The organism is Acidobacteriota bacterium (assembly GCA_003225175.1).
Lineage (GTDB): Bacteria > Acidobacteriota > Terriglobia > Terriglobales > Acidobacteriaceae > Gp1-AA112.
In genome coordinates this window covers 71588-91178 of record QIBA01000029.1, presented here as the reverse complement: position 1 = coordinate 91178, position 19591 = coordinate 71588, and the positions used below count along the sequence as shown (strand labels likewise).

General features: G+C 55.2%; 20 protein-coding genes. 10 read left to right on the top strand and 10 right to left on the bottom strand.

What is annotated here, in order from left to right; translation table 11 throughout:
• Positions 1-37: 37 nt before the first annotated feature.
• Positions 38-499 (bottom strand): TlpA family protein disulfide reductase, encoded by a 462-nt coding sequence (locus DMG62_02155; protein ID PYY24685.1) that lies wholly within the window; start codon positions 497-499, stop codon positions 38-40.
• A gap of 101 nt (positions 500-600) precedes the next feature.
• On the opposite strand from DMG62_02155, the gene DMG62_02150 reads away from it, so the two are divergent.
• The 4 genes from DMG62_02150 (at position 601) to DMG62_02135 (ending at position 2963) form a co-directional block, all read left to right on the top strand.
• Positions 601-1011, top strand: coding sequence for a 6-pyruvoyl tetrahydrobiopterin synthase (locus DMG62_02150; protein PYY24684.1), 411 nt, complete (start codon positions 601-603; stop codon positions 1009-1011).
• Positions 1008-1457: a 6-pyruvoyl tetrahydrobiopterin synthase gene (locus tag DMG62_02145; GenBank protein ID PYY24683.1), complete on the top strand. Its 450-nt coding sequence runs from the start codon at positions 1008-1010 to the stop codon at positions 1455-1457. The genes DMG62_02150 and DMG62_02145 overlap by 4 nt, the downstream gene beginning before the upstream one ends.
• Positions 1454-2107, top strand: a complete 654-nt coding sequence (folE, locus tag DMG62_02140; GenBank protein ID PYY24682.1) for a GTP cyclohydrolase I FolE — start codon at positions 1454-1456, stop codon at positions 2105-2107. The genes DMG62_02145 and folE overlap by 4 nt, the downstream gene beginning before the upstream one ends.
• Before the next feature lie 121 nt (positions 2108-2228).
• The gene (locus DMG62_02135; protein ID PYY24681.1) at positions 2229-2963 is read left to right on the top strand and encodes a hypothetical protein; all 735 of its coding nucleotides are present in this window, start codon (positions 2229-2231) and stop codon (positions 2961-2963) included.
• 115 nt (positions 2964-3078) lie between these two features.
• Here the strand turns inward: DMG62_02135 and DMG62_02130 are convergent, their stop codons facing one another.
• Positions 3079-5571 (bottom strand): ABC transporter permease, encoded by a 2493-nt coding sequence (locus DMG62_02130; GenBank protein ID PYY24680.1) that lies wholly within the window; start codon positions 5569-5571, stop codon positions 3079-3081.
• Positions 5572-6008: 437 nt separating this feature from the next.
• Positions 6009-6722, bottom strand: coding sequence for a rhomboid family intramembrane serine protease (locus DMG62_02125; GenBank protein PYY24679.1), 714 nt, complete (start codon positions 6720-6722; stop codon positions 6009-6011).
• Between the two features lie 93 nt (positions 6723-6815).
• Here DMG62_02125 and truB point away from each other — a divergent pair, with 93 nt between their 5' ends.
• Positions 6816-7724, top strand: a complete 909-nt coding sequence (gene truB / locus DMG62_02120; GenBank protein ID PYY24678.1) for a tRNA pseudouridine(55) synthase TruB — start codon at positions 6816-6818, stop codon at positions 7722-7724.
• Positions 7725-7924: 200 nt separating this feature from the next.
• Positions 7925-8143: a hypothetical protein gene (locus tag DMG62_02115; protein PYY24677.1), complete on the top strand. Its 219-nt coding sequence runs from the start codon at positions 7925-7927 to the stop codon at positions 8141-8143.
• Between the two features lie 20 nt (positions 8144-8163).
• Here the strand turns inward: DMG62_02115 and DMG62_02110 are convergent, their stop codons facing one another.
• The 3 genes from DMG62_02110 to DMG62_02100 all read right to left on the bottom strand — a co-directional run bounded on the left by DMG62_02110 (position 8164) and on the right by DMG62_02100 (position 10412).
• Positions 8164-8478: a hypothetical protein gene (locus DMG62_02110; protein PYY24676.1), complete on the bottom strand. Its 315-nt coding sequence runs from the start codon at positions 8476-8478 to the stop codon at positions 8164-8166.
• A gap of 27 nt (positions 8479-8505) precedes the next feature.
• Positions 8506-8991: a hypothetical protein gene (locus DMG62_02105; protein PYY24675.1), complete on the bottom strand. Its 486-nt coding sequence runs from the start codon at positions 8989-8991 to the stop codon at positions 8506-8508.
• A 92-nt stretch (positions 8992-9083) separates the two neighbouring features.
• Positions 9084-10412 carry a tRNA (N6-isopentenyl adenosine(37)-C2)-methylthiotransferase MiaB gene (locus DMG62_02100; protein ID PYY24674.1) on the bottom strand — a complete coding sequence of 443 codons (1329 nt, stop codon included), beginning with the start codon at positions 10410-10412 and terminating at the stop codon, positions 9084-9086.
• A gap of 231 nt (positions 10413-10643) precedes the next feature.
• Between DMG62_02100 and DMG62_02095 the strand changes: the two genes are divergently transcribed.
• The 3 genes from DMG62_02095 (at position 10644) to DMG62_02085 (ending at position 13743) form a co-directional block, all read left to right on the top strand.
• Entirely contained in the window at positions 10644-11762 is a 1119-nt protein-coding gene (locus DMG62_02095) for a hypothetical protein (protein PYY24673.1), read from the top strand.
• On the top strand, positions 11759-12376 hold the full coding sequence (locus DMG62_02090; GenBank protein ID PYY24672.1) for an acetyltransferase: 618 nt from the start codon (positions 11759-11761) through the stop codon (positions 12374-12376). Before DMG62_02095 ends, DMG62_02090 begins: the two co-directional genes overlap by 4 nt.
• Positions 12377-12465: 89 nt before the next feature.
• On the top strand, positions 12466-13743 hold the full coding sequence (locus DMG62_02085; GenBank protein PYY24671.1) for a hypothetical protein: 1278 nt from the start codon (positions 12466-12468) through the stop codon (positions 13741-13743).
• A gap of 55 nt (positions 13744-13798) precedes the next feature.
• Here DMG62_02085 and DMG62_02080 read toward each other — a convergent pair whose 3' ends face one another.
• From DMG62_02080 to DMG62_02065, 4 genes are all read right to left on the bottom strand, one after another.
• On the bottom strand, positions 13799-14905 hold the full coding sequence (locus DMG62_02080; protein ID PYY24670.1) for a hypothetical protein: 1107 nt from the start codon (positions 14903-14905) through the stop codon (positions 13799-13801).
• A 6-nt stretch (positions 14906-14911) separates the two neighbouring features.
• Complete coding sequence (prfB, locus tag DMG62_02075) at positions 14912-16012, bottom strand: peptide chain release factor 2 (GenBank protein ID PYY24669.1); 1101 nt, start codon at positions 16010-16012, stop codon at positions 14912-14914.
• A gap of 34 nt (positions 16013-16046) precedes the next feature.
• Positions 16047-17600: an apolipoprotein N-acyltransferase gene (gene lnt, locus DMG62_02070; GenBank protein PYY24668.1), complete on the bottom strand. Its 1554-nt coding sequence runs from the start codon at positions 17598-17600 to the stop codon at positions 16047-16049.
• 95 nt (positions 17601-17695) lie between these two features.
• Positions 17696-18622: a hypothetical protein gene (locus DMG62_02065; protein PYY24667.1), complete on the bottom strand. Its 927-nt coding sequence runs from the start codon at positions 18620-18622 to the stop codon at positions 17696-17698.
• A 108-nt stretch (positions 18623-18730) separates the two neighbouring features.
• Between DMG62_02065 and DMG62_02060 the strand changes: the two genes are divergently transcribed.
• Positions 18731-19585 (top strand): hypothetical protein, encoded by an 855-nt coding sequence (locus tag DMG62_02060; protein ID PYY24666.1) that lies wholly within the window; start codon positions 18731-18733, stop codon positions 19583-19585.
• Positions 19586-19591: the final 6 nt, after the last annotated feature.

The window sequence follows — 19591 nt, the reverse complement described above, 5'->3', positions numbered from 1 at the left end:
TCCCTTCTGCTCACGGCCAAAGGCCCATGAGAGGTTTTTAGGATTCCGTCCGCAATCCCTCGAGATACGCCACAATAGCAGGACTAGTCCACTCGACCGGCCCAATAAACTTGCGCCGGACTATACCTTTGCGGTCGATGATGTATGTCTCCGGCCAGCCGGAGGTCCCATACGTGTCGCTACTCTTCTGAGCGGGATCGTTGACTGTAATCAGGTCAACATTGTGATCCCGAATGAACTTCCTGTACATATCTGGATCGTGGTCGGTAGCCACCGCCAGAACGGTCACGCGATCGCGCATGTTGTGCTGCATCTGGATCAGCGACGGCATCTCCTCGATGCAGGGAGCGCACCAGCTCGCCCAGAAATTCAGGACAACAACTTGCCCCTTGTAGTCATGCAGCGATAGAGTCCGCTGCGAATCTGAAACCGTAAAATCGGGCGCTGAATGACCAACGAGCTCTGGCCGCGCACCCCGGTCGCATCCCTGCAACACCATAAAAAATGCAACGGATAGGAGCCTTAAGACTCTGATACACAGGGGAGCAGAGCTCACGCTACGTATAATAAATCCAACGGAAACGAACTCAAGGCACAAGCATGGTCTATCTCACGCGGAAGGCTGAGTTTTCCGCCTCGCACTTCTATCACAATCCCAAATTGTCACCGGAAGAAAACCAGCGCATCTTCGGCAAGTGCAACAATCCGCATGGGCACGGCCACAATTACACGCTGGAAGTCACTGTGGCTGGTGAGGTTGACGAGCGCTCCGGCTTCGTCATGGACCTCAAGAAGCTTAAAGACCTCATGAACCATGAAGTGATCGACGACCTCGACCATCGGCACCTGAATAAGGAAGTTCCCGAGTTTCGCGACAAGATTCCCACCACCGAAAATCTTGCGATCGTCATCTGGAACCGCCTGGCGGGAAAGCTGAACGGAGCCAAACTGCATCGGGTGCGCCTTTACGAAACGGACGACCTCTTCGTGGACATCTACGGTGAACCATGAAGGTCCATCTCACAAGGCGGTACAAGTTCTCAGCCTCTCACCGGCTGCATTCGCCTCATTTCAACGACGCTGAGAACCGCGAGATGTATGGCAAATGCAACAATCCATATGGTCACGGTCACAACTATAAGGTCGAGATCACGGTCAGCGGGCAACCTGATCCGGAAACAGGAATGATCTGCAATCTGGCCGATCTGGATGGCTTCGTTGATACGGTCGTTATGCCGATGTTCGAGTTCAGCAATCTCAACCAGTTAGATAAATTTCGGAACCTCGTGCCTACTACTGAGAATCTTTCGCGTGAGTTGTTTCATCTCTTTCGCGATCACTTCAAGCTGGCCATCGTTGAGAAGGTCCGGATTGAAGAAACGATGATGAATTCTTTTGAGTACGCAGGCGGCCGGCAACTTGGCCCGGCTGCAGTTCCAAAACGGGTAGAAGGATGAAGGGAGATCGAGTGAAAGGCAGTGCAGCAAAGCGCGTAATGACCATGCCGAAGACGACACTGCAGGAAAAAGATCAAGCGGAAGCCGCTCTCGAGAAAGCTTATCTCGAAGTAATCGAGAGAATCGGGGAAGATCCGGATCGCGACGGCCTCAAGCGAACTCCTGAGCGCATGGCAAAGGCCATTCGGTTCCTCACTCGCGGCTACCAGGAAGATCCTGCGCAGCTTCTTCGCGGAGCTCTTTTCGAAGTCGACTATGACGAGATGGTCATCGTCAAAGACATCGAAATGTTTAGCCTTTGTGAGCACCACATGCTGCCGTTTTTCGGCAAGGTGCACGTTGCGTACCTGCCCAAAGGAAAGGTGATTGGGCTCAGCAAGATTCCACGGTTAGTGGATGTATTCGCCCGTCGCCTCCAAGTTCAGGAGAGGCTCACCAAGCAAATTGCGGAAGCCATTCAGGACGCCATCGATCCCATCGGCGTAGGCGTTGTGATCGAAGCGCGCCATCTTTGCATGATGATGCGGGGAGTCGAGAAGCAGCACTCAGCTACGGTTACGTCGTCTATGCTGGGCGCTTTTCGCAACGAACATGAAACGCGAGAGGAATTCTTGTCGTTGATCCGGTCGGGCAAGCCCAACGGCTTCTAAAATCTTTCTTTGTCACGAAGGGCAACGTGGTTCCGGCCGCCCTCGGCCGGGCTTTGGCTGGCATTCAGATCGTGAAGAGCAAAACCAAGAGCCCGGCGTGGGACGGCCGTAACCACGTTAAATGTTCGTGCCTACGATGAACGCTAATCTCACAGGAAAAACCGCAGTCGTGACCGGCGGAAGCCGTGGTATCGGCTTGGAAATTGCCCATGAGCTTGCACGACACGGTTGTCGTGTTGCGATCGCCGGCCGGAATCCTGAAGCCCTCGAATCAGCCGTCGAACAGTTCAAAAGGGAAGATCTATCGCTCTCTGCCAAGCGCTGCGATGTTTCTAATCCCGACCAGGTGAATGAACTGTTTCAGGCGGTACAGGAGCGCTTCAAGTCTCTCGACTTTTTGATTAACAACGCCGGAGCGGCACACCATCTCGCGAATGTAGAGCGGCTTGCACCCGAAGAATTTCGGCGCGTTGTCGATATCAATTTAATAGGCACATTTGTTTGCTGCCGGGCGGCAATTCCGCTGATGAGTTCAGGCGCTGTAATTGTTAACAACCTGTCAGTTGCGGCCAACCAGCCATTCGCCGGTATGTCGGCCTACAACGCTTCCAAAGCGGGCGCGCTGGCACTGACCAACACATTGCGCGAGGAGCTGCGAGAGCAGGGAATTCGCGTCATGGCGCTTATCCCTGGAGCAGTGGATACTAATATTTGGGAGCAGTTCTGGCCCGACGCTCCCCGGGAGAAGATGGTCTCAACTCAGGATATTGCGCGCGCTGTGGTTCTCGCCCTCATCATGCCGAAGAATACGTCGATTGACGAGATTCGTATCGGACCTGCGAGCGGAACTCTGTAGTCTCTAGTGTTGTCATTCCGAACCGCCGCTCTTTGGCGGTGAGGAGTCCTAGCGCCTACGCATGGAGTCTCTAACAATAGGGATGCCTCGGCCGCGCTCGGCATGACGAGCCGGACTATTCATACCTCAGCGCCACCATCGGGTCCACCGATGATGCCCGACTTGCCGGCAGCAAAGCTGAAACTAAAGCAACCGCCGCCATGCCACACAGCGCGAAGAAAAAAGTCAACGGATCAGATGGGCTCAGACCAAACAACATCGATTTGAGCAGTCGCGCTCCGGCGAATGCCAGTGGAAGCCCGAGGCCAATCCCGACCGCCGCCATGATCAGGCTCTCGCGCAAGATCATCCAAAGCACTTGCTTTCTCTGCGCACCCAGAGCCATCCGCACACCAATCTCTGCCGTGCGGCGGCTCACGCGATACGCAAGCGTTCCGTAGAGTCCAATCGCAACCAGAAACGCTGCGAGCGCGCCGAAGAAGACCGCCAGCCGAGAGAACAGTTGCTCGCTGGAGTACGACTCCTGCAGTTGCTCCATCTGAGTCATCGGTTGCAAAAGTGGGATATCGGAGCCGAACTCCCGCACAATCTGGCGAGCATCGTCCAGGAGCGAAGCCGGATTCCCTTTGGCGCGTAACTCCACCTGCATGGTTGAGGCACCGGGAAACTGTGTATACGGAATCCACGCCATGGGCCTGGCGCGCTCTCGCACTGCTGTATATTTCAAATCGGGAACCACACCGACGATCGCGTAAGGTTCTCCGAATTTGTCGCCGTAAGTCTCAAGGGCGATCTGGTGTCCGAGAGGGCTGCGGTTAGCGAGATAGCGATCCACAAACGTCTGGTTCACGATTGCAACTCGAGGCGAAGTCGCAGTATCAGACACGCTGATATTTCGTCCTAATCGAAGTGGTGCCCCGAGGACGTGAAAGTAGTCTGGACCTACAGGGTTCCATCGCACGGCTGGAAATTTTCCAGGCGTTGGATCGGCTCCATCCACGTGCACGCCCGTGTTGTTGCTCCAGCCTGAGCCAATGCGGTTTCCCATGATGGTCGCAGATTCCACTGCCGGAATCGTCTTCAGGCGCTCGAGTAGGCTGGTATAAAACTGCGCGACCTGCTGATCCCCCCTGATGTTTGTCGGCGGATCGATTCCGAAGACCAGCAAACCTGAAGCGCGGAACCCCAGATTGGCATGACGTAAGTTTTGCAAGGTGCGCAACAGCAACCCGGCTCCCACGAGGAGCACGAGACATAGTGACATCTGTAGAGCAACCACGAACCTTCCGCTACGCACCTTTTCTTTGTCGTGTTGCGATGAAAGTGCGGAGCTCTTAAGCGCCAAAGCCACAGGTGCGCTGGTGGCGCTGCGGAGCGGCGCCAGTCCGAATAGCAAGGCTGCAGCAGCTGAAATAGCCACGGTGAACAGCAGAACTATTCGATCAGGAGCGAGACTTGCTTGTAATTCCGACCATTTCGCAAGGGCATCGGTTGCCCACCTCGCAAAGATCCATCCGAGCAGCGCCCCTGCTGCTACCAGCACGGCGCTTTCAATCAGCAATTGACGCAGGATCTGTCCACGGCTGCCGCCGAGCGCCACCCGCACACTGAATTCGCGGCTCCTGGAAGTGTTCCGCGCGACGAGAAGCATCGCAACGTTCCCGCAAGCGATCACCAGGATCAGCGCTACCATGCTCATCAGCATATAAAGCGGCTGCTTGTATTCGCTGTTAAGGCCTTCGATGCCTCGCGCGGGAGTGAAGTAAAGGTCGATCTTGTGCTCAGGCTTCGTCTGCTTACCGACTGTCTGCTCGATGATGTTGCGATACTCACCATTGATCTGCGCGAGTGCCTGTTGCGTGGTAATTCCCGGATTGAGCCGTCCAATCATCATCAGGAAGAACCAATCGGGGCTGCCATACATCGACACTTTTTCCTGAGGCGAAGCTCCCCAGGGCTTGAGGTCCGGACGGTCCTGAAATGGGACCCAGACGTCGACGGCGGTTTTGCGCTCCAGGCCGGTAAATCCTGGAGCAGCGATGCCGACGATGGTGAAGGGAACTGCCTTTACATATAGGGTTTGCCCGAGCACCTGCGTGTCGCGATTAAAGCGCGTCGTCCAGTACGCGTAGCTCAGGACGGCGCTTTGCGTGTGATTCTTTTCGTCCTCCAGGATGAACGTTCGCCCGAGGGCGGGACGAACCCCCAGCCCGGAGAAGAAGTTTCCGCTCACCATGTCACCGCGGCCCTGCTGAAGATCGTCCCCAAAGCGAATTCCTATCTTGCCCGCCGACAGAGGAACAAAAGCCATCAGCTCACTGAAGATACGGTGATCCTGGCGCAACTGCTCGAACACCGGCTGCGCTATGGAAGCGTCGTCGTAGCCGGTTTGCGAGGTGCGCTCAGGCTGATCCTGATAGTGGAGATATACGAGCCGATCAGGGTTTAATCCCGGCAGTGCGCGCATGAGAACTGCGTCCATCACGCTGAAGATCGCGGTGTTGGCTCCGATTCCAAGAGCCAGCGTCAAAATCGCGACTACGGCAAAGGCGGGTGTCCGGCGCAGTTGCCGGATTCCGATACGGAGATCCTGAATGAGCGTATCCATTACACTTCCGCGTGCAAGTCAGTCGCCGAGGAGTAATTGAGCGAAACTTTTAGAAATCAGGAGGTTAGGAAGAGCCTGGGGTTGGTTCAGCAATCCGCAATGAGCAACGACGAAACGCCACTGTGCGATAGCGAACAGCGCGAACCAGGTTGATGAAGAATCGCTTTGAGATTGTAGTGCCGCCTTTTTTCTGAATTCCCTGAATTAAAGGAGTTAATTACCGCATCCCCAGCTGATCCCCGGCGATATCCCTGTGTGACCCCCGGGATCGGATGGGATATCCCGTGAAATCCCGAGCGATTGAACCGCACGGATGGAGACGGAAGTCAGGCGTGACGTGATCTCTCTTATTTTTCCCATTCCGGCACATACCGCGCAACGAGTTATAGCGAAGAAAGGGCAAACCGTGAAAGGGGTTTTTTGGCTAGCGCCGGGGCCTAATATGAGTATCGAGATCTCTGACGGACTCGTTTAGGCAGGAGTTTAATCATCACTATTCCAGCCACGAATCCCCCCACGTGAGCCCAAAACGCGATTCCACCGCCGCCGCGAGTACCGCTTGAATATGCGATCGCAGTGGCAGCGCCGCTTAGGAACTGGAGCACAAACCAGTATCCCAAAACGATCCAGGCCGGCAGCCACACAAAGGTGAAAAAGATAATTAGGGGCACGAGCGTTAAGACGCGGGCGGCAGGAAATAGAAGGAAGTAGGCGCCCATCACGCCGGCGATCGCGCCGCTGGCACCCACGCTGGGGACCGTCGAATTGGGATTCAGGAAAATGTGCAGCAGCGAAGCTGCTAACCCGCTGACGAGATAAAACACCATATATCCAAAGTGACCGAGGGTGTCTTCGATGTTGTCGCCAAAGATCCAGAGCACCCACATATTGCCGATTAGATGCAGCCATGAGGCATGCAGGAACATGGATGTGAACAGCGGCAGCGCAGAAGGATCGGGCACATGCGCGGCTGCCAAGCCGAGTCCGGCGAGCACGCGAATCGGCTCGACTCCAAACTGGAAAACAAAAGCATTGCGTGTTGCCGGACTGAGCGAAACCTCGAATAAGAACACAAGCGTATTCAGGGCAATCAGTAGATAGTTGATGAATGGCGTTGTGAAACTCGGCTGGTCGTCGCGAATCGGTATCATGAGAGATCAGGGCGTACGAATGTGAGGGAACTCCCGTCCACGAATGCCCATGCGCCCGGTCAGAAGGCAACAGAACACAATAACAAACCGACCATGGACGCCGTTCTCGTAATCGACAAGCCCGCAGGCCTGACGTCTCATGACGTGGTCGCTCGAGTGCGCCGCTTGCTCGGCGAACGCTCGGTCGGACATCTGGGAACACTCGATCCTATGGCAACCGGAGTCCTGCCGTTGCTCACCGGACGTTTTACGCGTCTGGCGCAGTTCTACACGGCTGCAGACAAGACCTACGAGGGAGTAATCCGGTTTGGCTTCGCTACCGATACCTGGGACGCCGAAGGTGAGCCACTCGGCCCGCCCCAACTAGGTAAAGTTTCACTTGAAGAATTACGAAATGCGGCTCAGACGCTCACGGGCGAGATCGAGCAGCAGCCACCAAAGTTTTCCGCCAAGAAGATCGCCGGAGTTCCGGCCTATAAACTCGCCCGGAAAGATCGCGACGTTAAACTCAAAAAAGTTAAAGTCTTCGTTCATCGGTTTGAGATTCAGAACCTAGAAGGGGATCATGCAAGGTTCACAGCCGAGGTGAGCGCCGGAACTTACGTTAGAGGGCTCGCGGATGAGCTCGGACAAAAGCTGGGGGTAGGAGCCCACTTAGCCGATCTGCGTCGTACCTGTTCAGGCGAGTTCACTCTCGATCAGGCCGTCACCCTTGAACGGTTATCCGAGATCAGAAAGAACGGGTTACAGCATGAAAGGAACTTGCCTGACTCGTTATCCAATATCTCGCTACACCCGAGGCAGATTCTGCCCCAGATTCCATCCGTGACTGTCAACGATGAGACGGCGGGTCTCATAGGAAATGGCCGCGCCGTGAATCTCCCTGAGTTTTCTGGAGCGCGGCAGGTGAAAGTATTTCTAGGTGAGGAAGAGCTGATCGCAATTGCGAGCCGAATCGCTGGAACACTGTTTCAACCGAAAGTAGTGCTGAGAGCAGCTTAGGTAGCCAGCAAGGCTATGGACTCGATGTGGTTGAGAGTCGTGATGGCTGATCAGCCTTATAGTCAATGTCCGATAACAGATATTCTGTGAACTATGGACTCTGCCCCAATGAATCCGCAACTTTTGTGTCGGGCATCTGGTGTATCTGCCGCAGGAACTCCTGCAGGTTCTCTGTCGTATTCTGCTTCAGGAGGTTTGCGTTGCTTACTTTTGTCCTGTGGTGCATCCTGTTCGTGCTTTGCTGGCCGGTCGCATTGGCGGCGCTTTGCCTTTATCCGATTGTCTGGTTGTTTTTGCTGCCGTTTCGAATCATTGGTATTACTGTTGACGGAGTCCTGAAACTTTTTTGGGTGATCGTGACTCTGCCACTTCGCGTATTGCGATCTCCGCGGCGTGATCTAAGCAGACGCGCAGCGTAGTCACTGCAGCAAAAACCTCATCAATTCGGCTTTGGGTTTAGAAAACTTGCCAGTTCCGTTTCGAACTCCTGTAATTGCTTCAGGCGCTCTGCCGTCGCCTCCACACACTGATCCTTGGCTTGAAAGACCTGCTGACCGGCCTTTGTGGTGAGGACGCCAAGAACTTCGCCCAGGCGCCATCCAGGCTTTCCAATGAAGCGTAAACCTTTCCCGCCAGGCTCAAGAAGCGCGATGCAATTCCCTTTGACGACACAAATTGCTCTGGGAAAACGATCGAAGGTCTGGAGTTCGAAGCCCGCCAGATAGAGGGATTGGAGGATTTCGGAAGGATCCATCTTTAAGCTGCAGCTTGCCGCCTGCTGCTACATCTTGTATCGCCCGAAGTCCTCGTCGTTCATATTTTCGAGTAGTTTCCGCAGCTCTTCGCTAGAGACCCGATCGGAAACCGTGGCAGCCAGCTTGGAGGACTTCAACACATCGTCTTCCACGAAGATTGGACAATCGAGTCGCATAGCGATCGCCAACGCATCGGACGGCCTTGAATCGACGCTGATGAAACGTCCCTCGCGTTCGATCCAGATGACGGCGAAGAAAGTGTCGTCGCGCAGCTCAGTTACAACTACTTTGTGAACCTTCGATTCAAGTCCGGTCAGGACATTCTTGATCAGATCGTGCGTCATGGGACGGGGCGTGGCGACTTTCTCTATCTCCAGAGCGATCGCGTTGGCTTCGTAAATCCCTACCCAGATCGGTAGGACGGCGTCGCTCGAGGGATCCTTCAGCACGACGATCGGCATGTTGGTGACGGGGTCCATCATCAGCCCGCGAATCTTCATCTCGACTTCCATCAGTGACCTCCGTCGTGCGTTCGCTGTGCTGGAACGCGTCGGCGATCCATCGTTAATACCAGCGTTCCGCGAATTCAACACCCGCCAATCGGCTAGTTCATTACCATCTCGCCGATGAGACTGTTCGGGAAGCTCTTTGTTACCAGCACATGGGCGTAGCTTCCGGTGGCCGGCAATATCGGCGAATTTGCCGTGAAATTGATGGTTTTATTTTGCGTGCTGCGGCCGATGATCTGTCCGCGAGCTTCGTTTCGTCCTTCAACCATTACTTCCAGAACTTTCCCGATGTGTTTCTCATAATTAACCCGTTGAATCTCCCTTTGTCGCTCCTGAAGGATGCTTAGGCGCTTCGATTTTTCTGCGTCGGGAATGCTATCTGACATACGAATAGCAGGCGTGTTTGGACGGGGTGAGTACTTAAACGAGAAGACTCCGTCATAGCCGACCTCGTGTAGCAGCGTGATCGTCTCTTCAAACTCCTGCTCGGTTTCTCCTGGAAAGCCGACGATGATATCGGTCGTCAGGCTGATCGGCCGCTTCGAGGCCTTCATCCAAGAGATGCGCTCGAGATAATCGTTGCGCGTGTATTCACGAAGCATTGCTTTTAGCACACGGTTTGACCCGCTCTGTACCGGCAGATGTACGTGATCGCATAGTGCTGAAGTCGACTCAATTGCCTCGACGATGTCTTTCGTGAAGTCACGCGGGTGCGACGTGGTAAACCGCACTCGACGCATTCCCGGCACTTCGGCGACCGCAATTAGTAATTCAGCAAACGTCTTTTTATCAGTAGGATCGCGGTAAGAATTCACGTTTTGCCCGAGCAGTTGAATCTCGCTGTATCCGCTATCGGCGAGACGATGGGCTTCCTCAAGGACCGACTCAGATGTCCGGCTGCGCTCTTTGCCGCGTGTATAAGGAACCACGCAGTACGCACAAAATTTGTCACAGCCTTCAATAATGGTGATGTAGCCGCGGTAAGGATTCGTCCGAACGGTGAATGGGGTATCAAAGGTCTGATCGGTTTGGCGATCGTCGAGTCCGGTTACCCGCCGCTCCCCTGCTTCGATCTGCACCACCATTTGCGAAAGATTGCGGTACGAGGCTGATCCGGCAACGAGTGAGACGTGCGGTGCGCGCTCGAAGATCTTTTCGCCTTCCTGCTGTGCGACACACCCAAGCACCCCGAATTTTTTGCCCTGGGCCTGCAATTTCTTGAAGTCGTTGAGACGATGAAAGACCTTCTGCTCGGCCTTGTCGCGAATTGAGCAGGTGTTGTAAAGGACAAGGTCAGCGGACTCAACGGTGTTCACCTGAGCGTAGCCTTGCTGCACCAACGTGCCGATGACTTTTTCCGAGTCATGGACATTCATCTGGCAGCCGAAGGTTTCCAGGTAAAACGTTTTCTGTGCGGTGGACATCACGCCTAGTATAGCGTTTCAGCGCCCAAAATCCGGGATGAAACCACGAAGGACACGAAAGTCACGAAGGAGCAATTGTTCTCCCTTAGTGCTCGTTTTGCCCTTGTAGATTCTCCGGTTTTCGGTTCCAAGGTTTGTTCCGCGTGATAGGTTGTATGCTCCGTGACCGCGTCCAGACTCGTCTGCTTGACCAATATTCCTACGCCGTATCGGCTGTTTCTCTTCCGCAGGATGTGCGAGAGGCTCCGCGAGCGCGGCTGGGAATTCGAAGTCTGGTTCATGGGACACTCCGAACCGGAGCGGCATTGGCCATTCGAGCGTTCGGAATTCAAGTTTCATCACCGGTTCCTGAGTGGAAAGCGGTTCCAATTCGGTTCGCTAACGCTGTATTGGAACCCTGAAATCAACAATCTGCAAGTGGAAGTACGTCCGGACATCTTGCTGGTTGCGGGAGCGTGGATCCATCCGACGGTTCTGTTTGCGACCGCTTCCTCGACTCCAGCGCGAACCATCTTCTGGTCGGAATCCCACCTTGGATCGATGCACTGGACCGGCTTCATCACTGCCATGGCGCGACGATGGGTGCTGTCACGCTTTCGGGAATTTGCGGTTCCTGGGCAGCTAGCGAGAGAGTATGTTGCGCATCATTCGCCTGGAGCTCAAATTCACTATCTGCCGAATCTGGTAGATCCTGCGCTGTTCCAGAACGACGTTAATCTGCGCGCTGCCGACAATACTTCTTTTTCTGCGAGTGACCGCAATGGCCGCAGAGTACTGTTGATCGTCTCTCGTCTGGCAGAAGAAAAGGGGCTGCTTCCCTTCCTGAAAGGACTCGAAGAACTGAGCGCCGACGATCAATCGAAATTGACTGTACTCATCGCAGGCTCAGGCTGCCTGAGGCGTCATCTGGAACAATGGATGGCGCAGCATAGTCTCGATGTTCGATTGGGGGGCCAGCAAACCCAATCGCAATTAGCCGACTTGTACGCGCGAGCTGATGGATTTTGCCTGCCATCCATTTTCGATCCCAATCCCATTTCGGTAATTGAAGCGTTGTGGGCGGGGTTGCCTCTGCTGCTGTCATCAAGAGTCGGAAATCATCCTGAGTGCCTGGAGACTGGACGGAACGGCTTCCTCTTTGATGTCAGCGATCCTCAATCTATCGTGAAAGCTATATCGCAGTGGCTTTCGCTCTCCGCTGGAGAATTGAAGGCCTCTGGCGAGAACTCCCGGCAAGTAGCTCGCCAGCGCTTTGATCCCGACACGGTCATCTCGAATTTTCTCGATGAGCTACTTCCAACATCAGCAAAGGAATCAGAGAGCCTTTTGGAGTCCGCGAACTCGAGATGACTTCCCTTTGTGTGGTCTATGGCGCGGGCGGACACGGAAAGGTAATAGCGGAGATCCTGGCGGCCTGCGGCCAGAAAGTTGAATGCTTCATCGATGACAAGGTGTCCGGCACAGAGGTTATTAGCTTGCCAGTCTATCCAGCCGCGGAATGGCTGTTTTCTCATCCCGACGGCCGAGTGGCGCTGGGCATCGGCGACAACGTGGCGCGGGAGCGAGCAGCAGTGCGGGCACAACAGGCCGGTTGCGCGATCTTAACTGTGGTACATCCGGCTGCGGTGATTGCTCGCAGCGCCAGGATCAAAGAAGGCGCTGCGATTATGCCCGGAGCTGTGCTGAATCCCGACTGTGAAATTGGCGAAGGAGCCATCATTAATACCGGTGCGATCGTGGAGCACGATGTGCGAATCGGCCGCTTTGCTCACCTCTCGCCCAAATCCGCCGCGGGCGGCGGCGCACAGATCGGAGCTTATGCCCATATTGGCATGGGGGCGTCCGTACTCCCCCTGAAGCGAATAGGTGCGCGTTGCGTAATCGGCGGCGGCTCGGTTGTGATCTCCGACATTCCCGAACACCAGACCGCCTACGGTATTCCCGCTAAAGTTCATTCCAGCTAACGCTCCCACTGCAAGCTCCACGATTGCCACAAGCTGCGCTCTCCCGGTAGTATTTCTGACTCTTCCTGAAATGGACTTTGGCGGAGCCCATGCACATCTGCTACGTCGCTGACGCACGAAGCCCGATAGCCAAGAATTGGATTTCCTACTTCGTCGCCGGCAATCACCAAGTGACAGTCATAAGTTCTTATCCGTGCGGGCCCGACGAAATTCTCGGAGCTAGAATTATCCAGTTCCCGATTGCCCTGAGCTCCCTTTCCGGAATGACTCGAAATGGAAATGCAAAGGCTAATTCCTTTCAAAATAGGATTCTGGCTGAACTTCGCGGCGCGAAGCTGTTAGCTGCCTCGCAACGAGTTCGAACCTGGCTAGCCCCGATCGACATTCGCCGAAAAACAGCAGCCCTCTCTGCGTTAATCGACGATCTCAGGCCAGACATTGTTCATGCCATGCGTTTGCCCTTTGAGGGATATTTGACAGCAGCATCGGTGAAGCATTTTCCCCTCGCGCTGTCCGTCTGGGGCAATGACTTCACTCTGTTTGCAAGCCGGCATCGCACGCTCGCCGCGCTTACTCGATCCGCGCTGCAACGCGCAGACGCCCTTCACTGCGACTGCAATCGCGACTTAAACATGGCATTTACTTTGGAATTCCAGCGATCCAAGCCCTGGCGGGTGCTCCCCGGCAACGGAGGCATTCATCAGTCCTTTTTCGATGCTGCTCCCGATAATTCGTTGCTACGCGAACTCCGCATTCCCGAAGGCTCTCTCTTGGTCATCAACCCCCGGGGATTTCGAACATATGTTCGCAACGAATCTTTCTTCAAAGCGATCCCCCTCGTTCTAAAGAGAATTCCAAGAGCTGTCATTATCGCTACGGGAATGCTGGGGAATCCCGCGGCCGAGCGCTGGGTTCGACGTATGAACATTGCCGCGTCTGTCCGCCTGCTTCCCACGTTAACCCGAGAGCAGCTCGCTTCCCTATTTGCTGCCGGTGATGTATCGGTGTCGCCAAGCTCCCATGATGGCACCCCAAATACGCTATTGGAATCCATGGCCGCCGGCTGTTTTCCCGTATCAGGAAATATCGAGTCTCTGCGCGAATGGATCATTCATGGCGAAAATGGGCTCCTTTGCGATCCAAGCGATCCAGCGGCGATTGCCGCTTGCATCATTCGCGCCTTGGAGGATTCTGATCTTCGTAAGCGGGCGACCGCCGGGAACCGAAAGCTAGTTAGAGATCGCGCGCAGTATCGGACAGTCATGGAAGATGTCGAAGATTTTTACAATGAGCTTGTACGGAGTGTACGGGACCGAGAGGCTCGGCCAGGTCCTGCTCAGCGTGCGGCAGCACCGAGTTCACGATAGAAAAGCTCTCTAATGTTTCGGGCAAGACCTAACCGGAGCTGGAATTCTCAAGCACTTATCCAGCTCCACCGCCTGTGGTTCTGGTCTGCGCAAGACGGATCGCCATTCTGCGCAGCGTCTCGGGGATGTTCTTATTCATGGAAAGCAACTTGAGGTCTGGGCCCAACAGGTTCTTCATCAGGCTCAGTGAGAGATCAAGTGGGGTGCGGGGATTGCTGCAGAGATTCCTGAGCACCACGTAGTTCTTCATGAACTTGCGGCTGCGAGCGATGTCGCGCAACACGTTCTCACGAACGTTCTTCATGTTGGAGAAGCTCTCTACCTCTTGCTCGGTGAGTTTGGGCGAAGCCAGCACTGCGGAGGAAACGAGTTTTGATCCATCACGAATCAAGATGCCGCGCTCTTCCCTGCTGCCGAGCAAGGCAACTTTGATGCGCTCGCCGACGTTCATGCGCGCGAGCTTCTGCAAGATGGAAAGACGCTCATCTTCTTCCTTGCTCTTGCCTTTTTGCGTTTGGAGGGACTGAATGGTAATGACAGTCCCTTCTTCGTCGCCGAGTTCATCCGCTCCGCCCAGCAGCACGAAGGGTTTCGCTTCCTCCTCTTCCGATTCAAGTTCAGGCCTGTGCTCTTTTAACCAGGAGATTACTTCGACATCGGTGCGGGTCCCCAACTCTGCTAAAACGTCCACTCCTAGCCGCTTCAGATTTGCCGCGATTTGCTCGTGCTCTTCGGGAAGGAGATTGGGATTGTTGAGCAATGGTTTCAACATAGTACCGGAGCGCATGACTCGCGGACTCGAAAGCAACATTTTGGTTGTCTCCCGCGTAGCGGATTCGGCTATCGTCGCAAGCGTTTCTTCAGGCACGGAAGGATTATTGAAGAGCGACTGGAGGAGGGACGGCCTGCGATTCCGTGGCACAAGAAAGTAGTTCAGAACTTCGTGCGGAATGTTCGGGTCAGCCAAAGCCTTCGCAAATCCGGCTTCATCAAATGCGGCCAGCGTCATGCGGGCCTGCTCACCAAAGATGGGGTGCTCGCTCAAGTAGACGAGTATTTCGAGCATCTCTCCGGGAGGAACGGCGAGGGCTCCGCGGGCGGCCGATCGCATTACGCCCGCCGGGACAGCCGACTGCTTCATCATCTCGATCAGTCGAGCCATCAGGAATTAGCTCGCGCCGGATTCGCGCCGCATCAGGAGATATCCGCGGATGAAGAGAGTCAGATCTCCGTCGAGCACCCGGTCTGGATCGCCGACTTCTACCTTTGACCTTACGTCTTTGACTAGTCGATAAGGTGCGAGGACATATGAACGAATCTGCGAACCAAAATCGATGTCGAGCTTCGAGTCTTCGAGTTTCTTCGTCTCGGCGCGCTTCTTCTCGAGTTCGTATTCGTAGAGCTTGGAGCGGAGAATCTTCATCGCGCGTTCGCGGTTCTTGTGCTGGGAACGCTCGTTCTGGCAGCTCACAACGATACCGGTAGGAATGTGCGTGATGCGTACGGCAGAGTCTGTCGTGTTCACATGCTGCCCGCCGGCTCCGCCAGAACGATAAGTGTCGATCTTCAGATCAGGCTCTTTGATATCAATTTCGATCGACTCATCGATCTCCGGAGAGACAAACACGCTGGCGAACGACGTATGCCGGCGCCTTGCCTGATCGAATGGAGAAATGCGCACCAGCCGGTGGACGCCGATCTCGCTGGTCAACAAACCGAAGGCGTACTCGCCGTTCACAGTGAACGTCGCAGACTTGATGCCGGCTTCCTCAGCCGCCTGATAGTCGTTGAGTACCGTCTCGAAGCCTTCACGCTCAGCCCAGCGCAAATACATACGCATGAGCATCTCGGCCCAGTCCTGCGATTCGGTGCCCCCAGCACCTGGGTGAATTGTCACGATGGCGTTGCGCACATCGTTCTCACCCGCAAGGAGTGTTTTAGTTTCGAGTTTCTCAACCATCTCCCGCAAGCTGCCGATCTCGCGACGCAGCTCCTGTTCCACGTTCTCGCCCTCGCGCGCGAGCTCAAAGTAAGCTTCGATGTCCTGAGTGCGCCGCGCGAGATCGCTCTCGCCGGCCAGGGAAGCCTCGATGCGCTTGCGTTCACGCATTACCTGCTGTGATTGTTCCTGGTTCGACCAGAAGTTAGGATCGCTTGCTTTCTTCTCTACTTCGGCAAGCTGCTCGCGCAGTCGCGGAGCGTCAAAGATACTCCCGCAGATCGTGGACCTTGTCGCGCACGACGGTGTATTCGCGTTCGAGATCCTCAAGCATGAATTTGCGTTCCCCGGTCTGCATAAAGAGTCACTGGCGTGGAGCGCGTCCGCTGAGTGCGGCGCTGCATAGAGCCAATATTGAAATTATCGCACAGCCTCCCGCGAACCAATCGCCGTACCGAGTGTAAAATGTGGTTCCCGTTTCGAAGCTGTAAGGCGCCTCGAGCACGGTACGTGTTTTCCGCGGAGACAATGCAACGACTTGGCCCAAGGGGCTAATGGAAGCTGTAATGCCGGTGTTGGTGGCGCGCAGCAGCCAGCGTCCATTCTCGATTGCGCGCATGCGCGCCATGTTCAGATGCTGTCCCGGAGCTCCGGACTCGCCGAACCAGCCGTCGTTAGAAATATTTACAAAAAGTTCGGCGCCATTGCGCGCAAATCGTAACACCTCGTCGGGAAAGATCGATTCGTAACAGATGAAAGTTCCAATGCCATGACCATCGACGTGCAGGACATTGCGCTGGTTCCCTCGCGAGAATTCACCGATATCATGGGTAAGCGATTGCGCAAAGTTAAGCAGATTCCGGAATGGAACAAACTCGCCGAATGGAACCAGATGGATCTTGTCATATCGAGGTCCCCAGTTGCCATCGGGCAGGACGAGCTGGGCCGAGTTAAACATCTCGGACTTACTGCCGGCGCTCGGACCTATACCCAGGCTGCCGGCGATCACGTATGCATGCGAATCCTGAGCCAGAGCGCTGAGCCAACGCTGGAACTTTTGATCGGAAGTGAAGAACGGTGCTGGAGATTCTGGCCATACGATCAGAGCTGGGCTCCCGTGGCTCCGAGTCGCCCCAGATGCGCCTTGGCCGCTGAGTTGAACGAGTTGCGCGATAGTTAAGTCGTAAAAGGTGGGCGTCCAATCCGATTCAACGATGGGGAGGTTTTCCTGAACAAGTGTGGCTACGTGGTCAGGGTGAGGCTCCGGATATGAAACGAGCGATCCGGATTCCAATGCAATCGCACCGAGGATTCCGGTGAACGCCACCAGCAGTCGCCGCTCTCGCGGGAGGAGAAAGCCGAGAGCCAGGACTGAGTTCACGAGCGCAATCGCGAAAGAGAGCCCGTACACACCGCTCAATGTAGCCAGTCGCGTAAAAGGCAGATTGTTTATCTGAGCGTATCCGAGAAGATCCCAGGGGAAGCTCGTGATGTGGGCGCGCGCGAACTCCACGGCAACCCAGAAGATCGGCGCAAGTATGAGAGAGCGCGCATTCGCGAAGAGTCGAGTACGTGTCGCGAGTGCAAGAAGCAGGCCGAATGCCGCGTGGTAGAGCGCCAGATACAGACAGAACAACACGAGGATGCCGGCGGCAATCGGCTGCGAGAGATTGCCGTAGCTGTGCATCACGTGAAAGATCCAGTAACAAGTGCCTGCGTACCAGACGACGCCGCTGAGATATGCGAGCAGTACGCCGCAGATCAGAGTAGGAGAATATCGGCGGTCGATTACGGCGACAAACAGCGGCGCGAGCGCGATCCAGCAGAGAAAGTATAGGCCAGGCGACGGGAAGCTCAGGATCTGAAGTGCGGCGGAGAGGAGTGCAAGCAGCCATCCGGTCCGTGGCGATGGTCGCATGATTGAAGTCTACAGGATGATTGTTGTCATTCCCTCAACAAGTGCTTGCCTACCGAGATTCTCGTTAGCTTCCTGCATACTTGTGATCCCTTCCGCTAGTCAGCCAGGTATCGCATTCGACTGGCAGGGATTGGGCTCACCAGGGAAGTGTGCGCGGACTCAATGAAGCTTGATTGACGCGGGCCGCGGGTAATGGCAACCACCAGCAAGCCGGCCAGCAGTTGAACGGTTGCGATGTCATGATCGCTAAACGCGTTTCTGTGGCTGGAAAATACTTCCAAAACGCCAAGCACGCTATTCAGGTGCGCCACAGGCGCGGCCAAAACGGACTGCGTTCCCAGCTCTCGGCAGCGATTGCGATCGACATGGGTATCAGATTCGGCGGAGTCGCAGCGCCAACTGACACCCGTACTTGCGCACAATCCCGAGATTCCGTGGCCAAGCCTGAGTTCTACTCCCAGATCGGGAGCAACATTTCCGGCTTGCGCCTGACACACCAGCTTGCCCTGGCGTGAAAGGGCGAGCGCAGCACCGTCAGCTCGCGTAATCGTGCAGGCGCGCTCGACCACCCATCGCATAGCTGGTTGGTGTTGCGGCAAGGAATTTGGCAGGGTCCGGCATGCGACGCCGCTTGCGGCACGATAAGCGAGGTGCGCAAATGACGAGGGCGCGACCGGGTCCGAAGGAATCTCGCGAACCATGTCGCTTCCGAGAATGTTCTCTACGGCGCGATCGATAAGTTCAGCATCGATCACTCGTGCCCGTTCCTGGCTTCGAAGCGAACCGCCTAAAACGCGAGCGAGTGTAAGCAGCGCAGTACTTCCGCAGGCAAGACAGTTGGCGCCGCTGTTGTAGCTCATTAGCTCGCATTCCACGCAGAAGACAGTGTTTTTGAGTTCAAAGAAAGTGACATCCGCAGGCCGAAGATGTGGCATCCCGAAGGTCGAGCCCCTTAACCAGACGAAGTAGACGCAACAGATTCGTTGAAGATAAAAGCGCACGGGCTCGTGTGCGAGTAGCATGGCTGGTTCATTTGTGAAAATCGGCAATCGGCATTCGGCTTGACGCTATTGGGATTGAGAAGCACGCTAGTTCTTGTGCGACGAATTCTGGTTGAAGAGGAGTGAACGTTGTCTGCAATCGCTGCACAGCTTCGAAACGAAATAACCGGCCGAGCAGCGGAATATGCGCAGCAAAACGGCTTAGCTTTCCGTCGCAGTCACTTTGATTTTGGAAGCATTGTTTTTACCCCAAATGCTGACAGCTCACATGGCAATTTCCATCCTGCAAGCTATCGCGCACTTCTCAACCGTCCCATGTGGCGCAGACGCTTGACGAAGGTGCTCACGGTGCCTGAAAGATTAAACGATCGCGAGGATGATCGCCGGCTGTGCGAACTCGATTCCTGCTGCAGCTCAGATGCATTGCTGATGAACATCTTCTGTCATCCGCGCGCACGTAGCTCCCCACAACTCCGCGCAATGCTCGCAGTCGACGACTGCGCTGTGCCGATCTTTGGCTGGCGAGCTCGTGTGCCGTTGATCGATGAGAAGTTCGATCGCACTGAGGTGGACATGAAATTCGGCAATTTGCTCATCGAAGCCAAACTTACGGAGAGTTCGTTTGAGAGCTGCACTACGGCTCGCATGCAGAGTTACGCCGACTTTCGCGAAGTCTTCCACCTGAGTGAACTGCCGCGTTCAAGCAGGCAATATCGCTGCTATCAACTCTTGCGCAATGTGCTTGCGGCCAATGCGCACAATGCCGCCTTTTGCCTGCTCACCGACGCTCGCCGGGTAGATTTAATCGATTCCTGGTACGAAATACTTGCCGCCATTCGTCCAATAGAGCTGCGCGTGCGCTGTAAGCTGCTTACCTTCCAGGAACTGTCGCAGGCATTGCCAGCTTCATTGCGAAAATTTCTCGATCAGAAATACGGCATCTGCACGACCGTTGCTGCCTCAAGCACGGCTGTGGGATATTGAGCACGG

Bases quoted from the DNA above. Each gene is read 5' to 3' on its own strand.
- DMG62_02155 (PYY24685.1), bottom strand. From the start codon at position 499: ATGGTGTTGCAGGGATGCGACCGGGGTGCGCGGCCAGAGCTCGTTGGT.
- DMG62_02150 (PYY24684.1), top strand. From the start codon at position 601: ATGGTCTATCTCACGCGGAAGGCTGAGTTTTCCGCCTCGCACTTCTAT.
- DMG62_02145 (PYY24683.1), top strand. From the start codon at position 1,008: ATGAAGGTCCATCTCACAAGGCGGTACAAGTTCTCAGCCTCTCACCGG.
- folE (PYY24682.1), top strand. From the start codon at position 1,454: ATGAAGGGAGATCGAGTGAAAGGCAGTGCAGCAAAGCGCGTAATGACC.
- DMG62_02135 (PYY24681.1), top strand. From the start codon at position 2,229: ATGTTCGTGCCTACGATGAACGCTAATCTCACAGGAAAAACCGCAGTC.
- DMG62_02130 (PYY24680.1), bottom strand. From the start codon at position 5,571: ATGGATACGCTCATTCAGGATCTCCGTATCGGAATCCGGCAACTGCGC.
- DMG62_02125 (PYY24679.1), bottom strand. From the start codon at position 6,722: ATGATACCGATTCGCGACGACCAGCCGAGTTTCACAACGCCATTCATC.
- truB (PYY24678.1), top strand. From the start codon at position 6,816: ATGGACGCCGTTCTCGTAATCGACAAGCCCGCAGGCCTGACGTCTCAT.
- DMG62_02110 (PYY24676.1), bottom strand. From the start codon at position 8,478: ATGGATCCTTCCGAAATCCTCCAATCCCTCTATCTGGCGGGCTTCGAA.
- DMG62_02105 (PYY24675.1), bottom strand. From the start codon at position 8,991: ATGGAAGTCGAGATGAAGATTCGCGGGCTGATGATGGACCCCGTCACC.
- DMG62_02100 (PYY24674.1), bottom strand. From the start codon at position 10,412: ATGTCCACCGCACAGAAAACGTTTTACCTGGAAACCTTCGGCTGCCAG.
- DMG62_02095 (PYY24673.1), top strand. From the start codon at position 10,644: ATGTGCGAGAGGCTCCGCGAGCGCGGCTGGGAATTCGAAGTCTGGTTC.
- DMG62_02090 (PYY24672.1), top strand. From the start codon at position 11,759: ATGACTTCCCTTTGTGTGGTCTATGGCGCGGGCGGACACGGAAAGGTA.
- DMG62_02085 (PYY24671.1), top strand. From the start codon at position 12,466: ATGCACATCTGCTACGTCGCTGACGCACGAAGCCCGATAGCCAAGAAT.
- DMG62_02080 (PYY24670.1), bottom strand. From the start codon at position 14,905: ATGGCTCGACTGATCGAGATGATGAAGCAGTCGGCTGTCCCGGCGGGC.
- lnt (PYY24668.1), bottom strand. From the start codon at position 17,600: ATGCGACCATCGCCACGGACCGGATGGCTGCTTGCACTCCTCTCCGCC.
- DMG62_02065 (PYY24667.1), bottom strand. From the start codon at position 18,622: ATGCTACTCGCACACGAGCCCGTGCGCTTTTATCTTCAACGAATCTGT.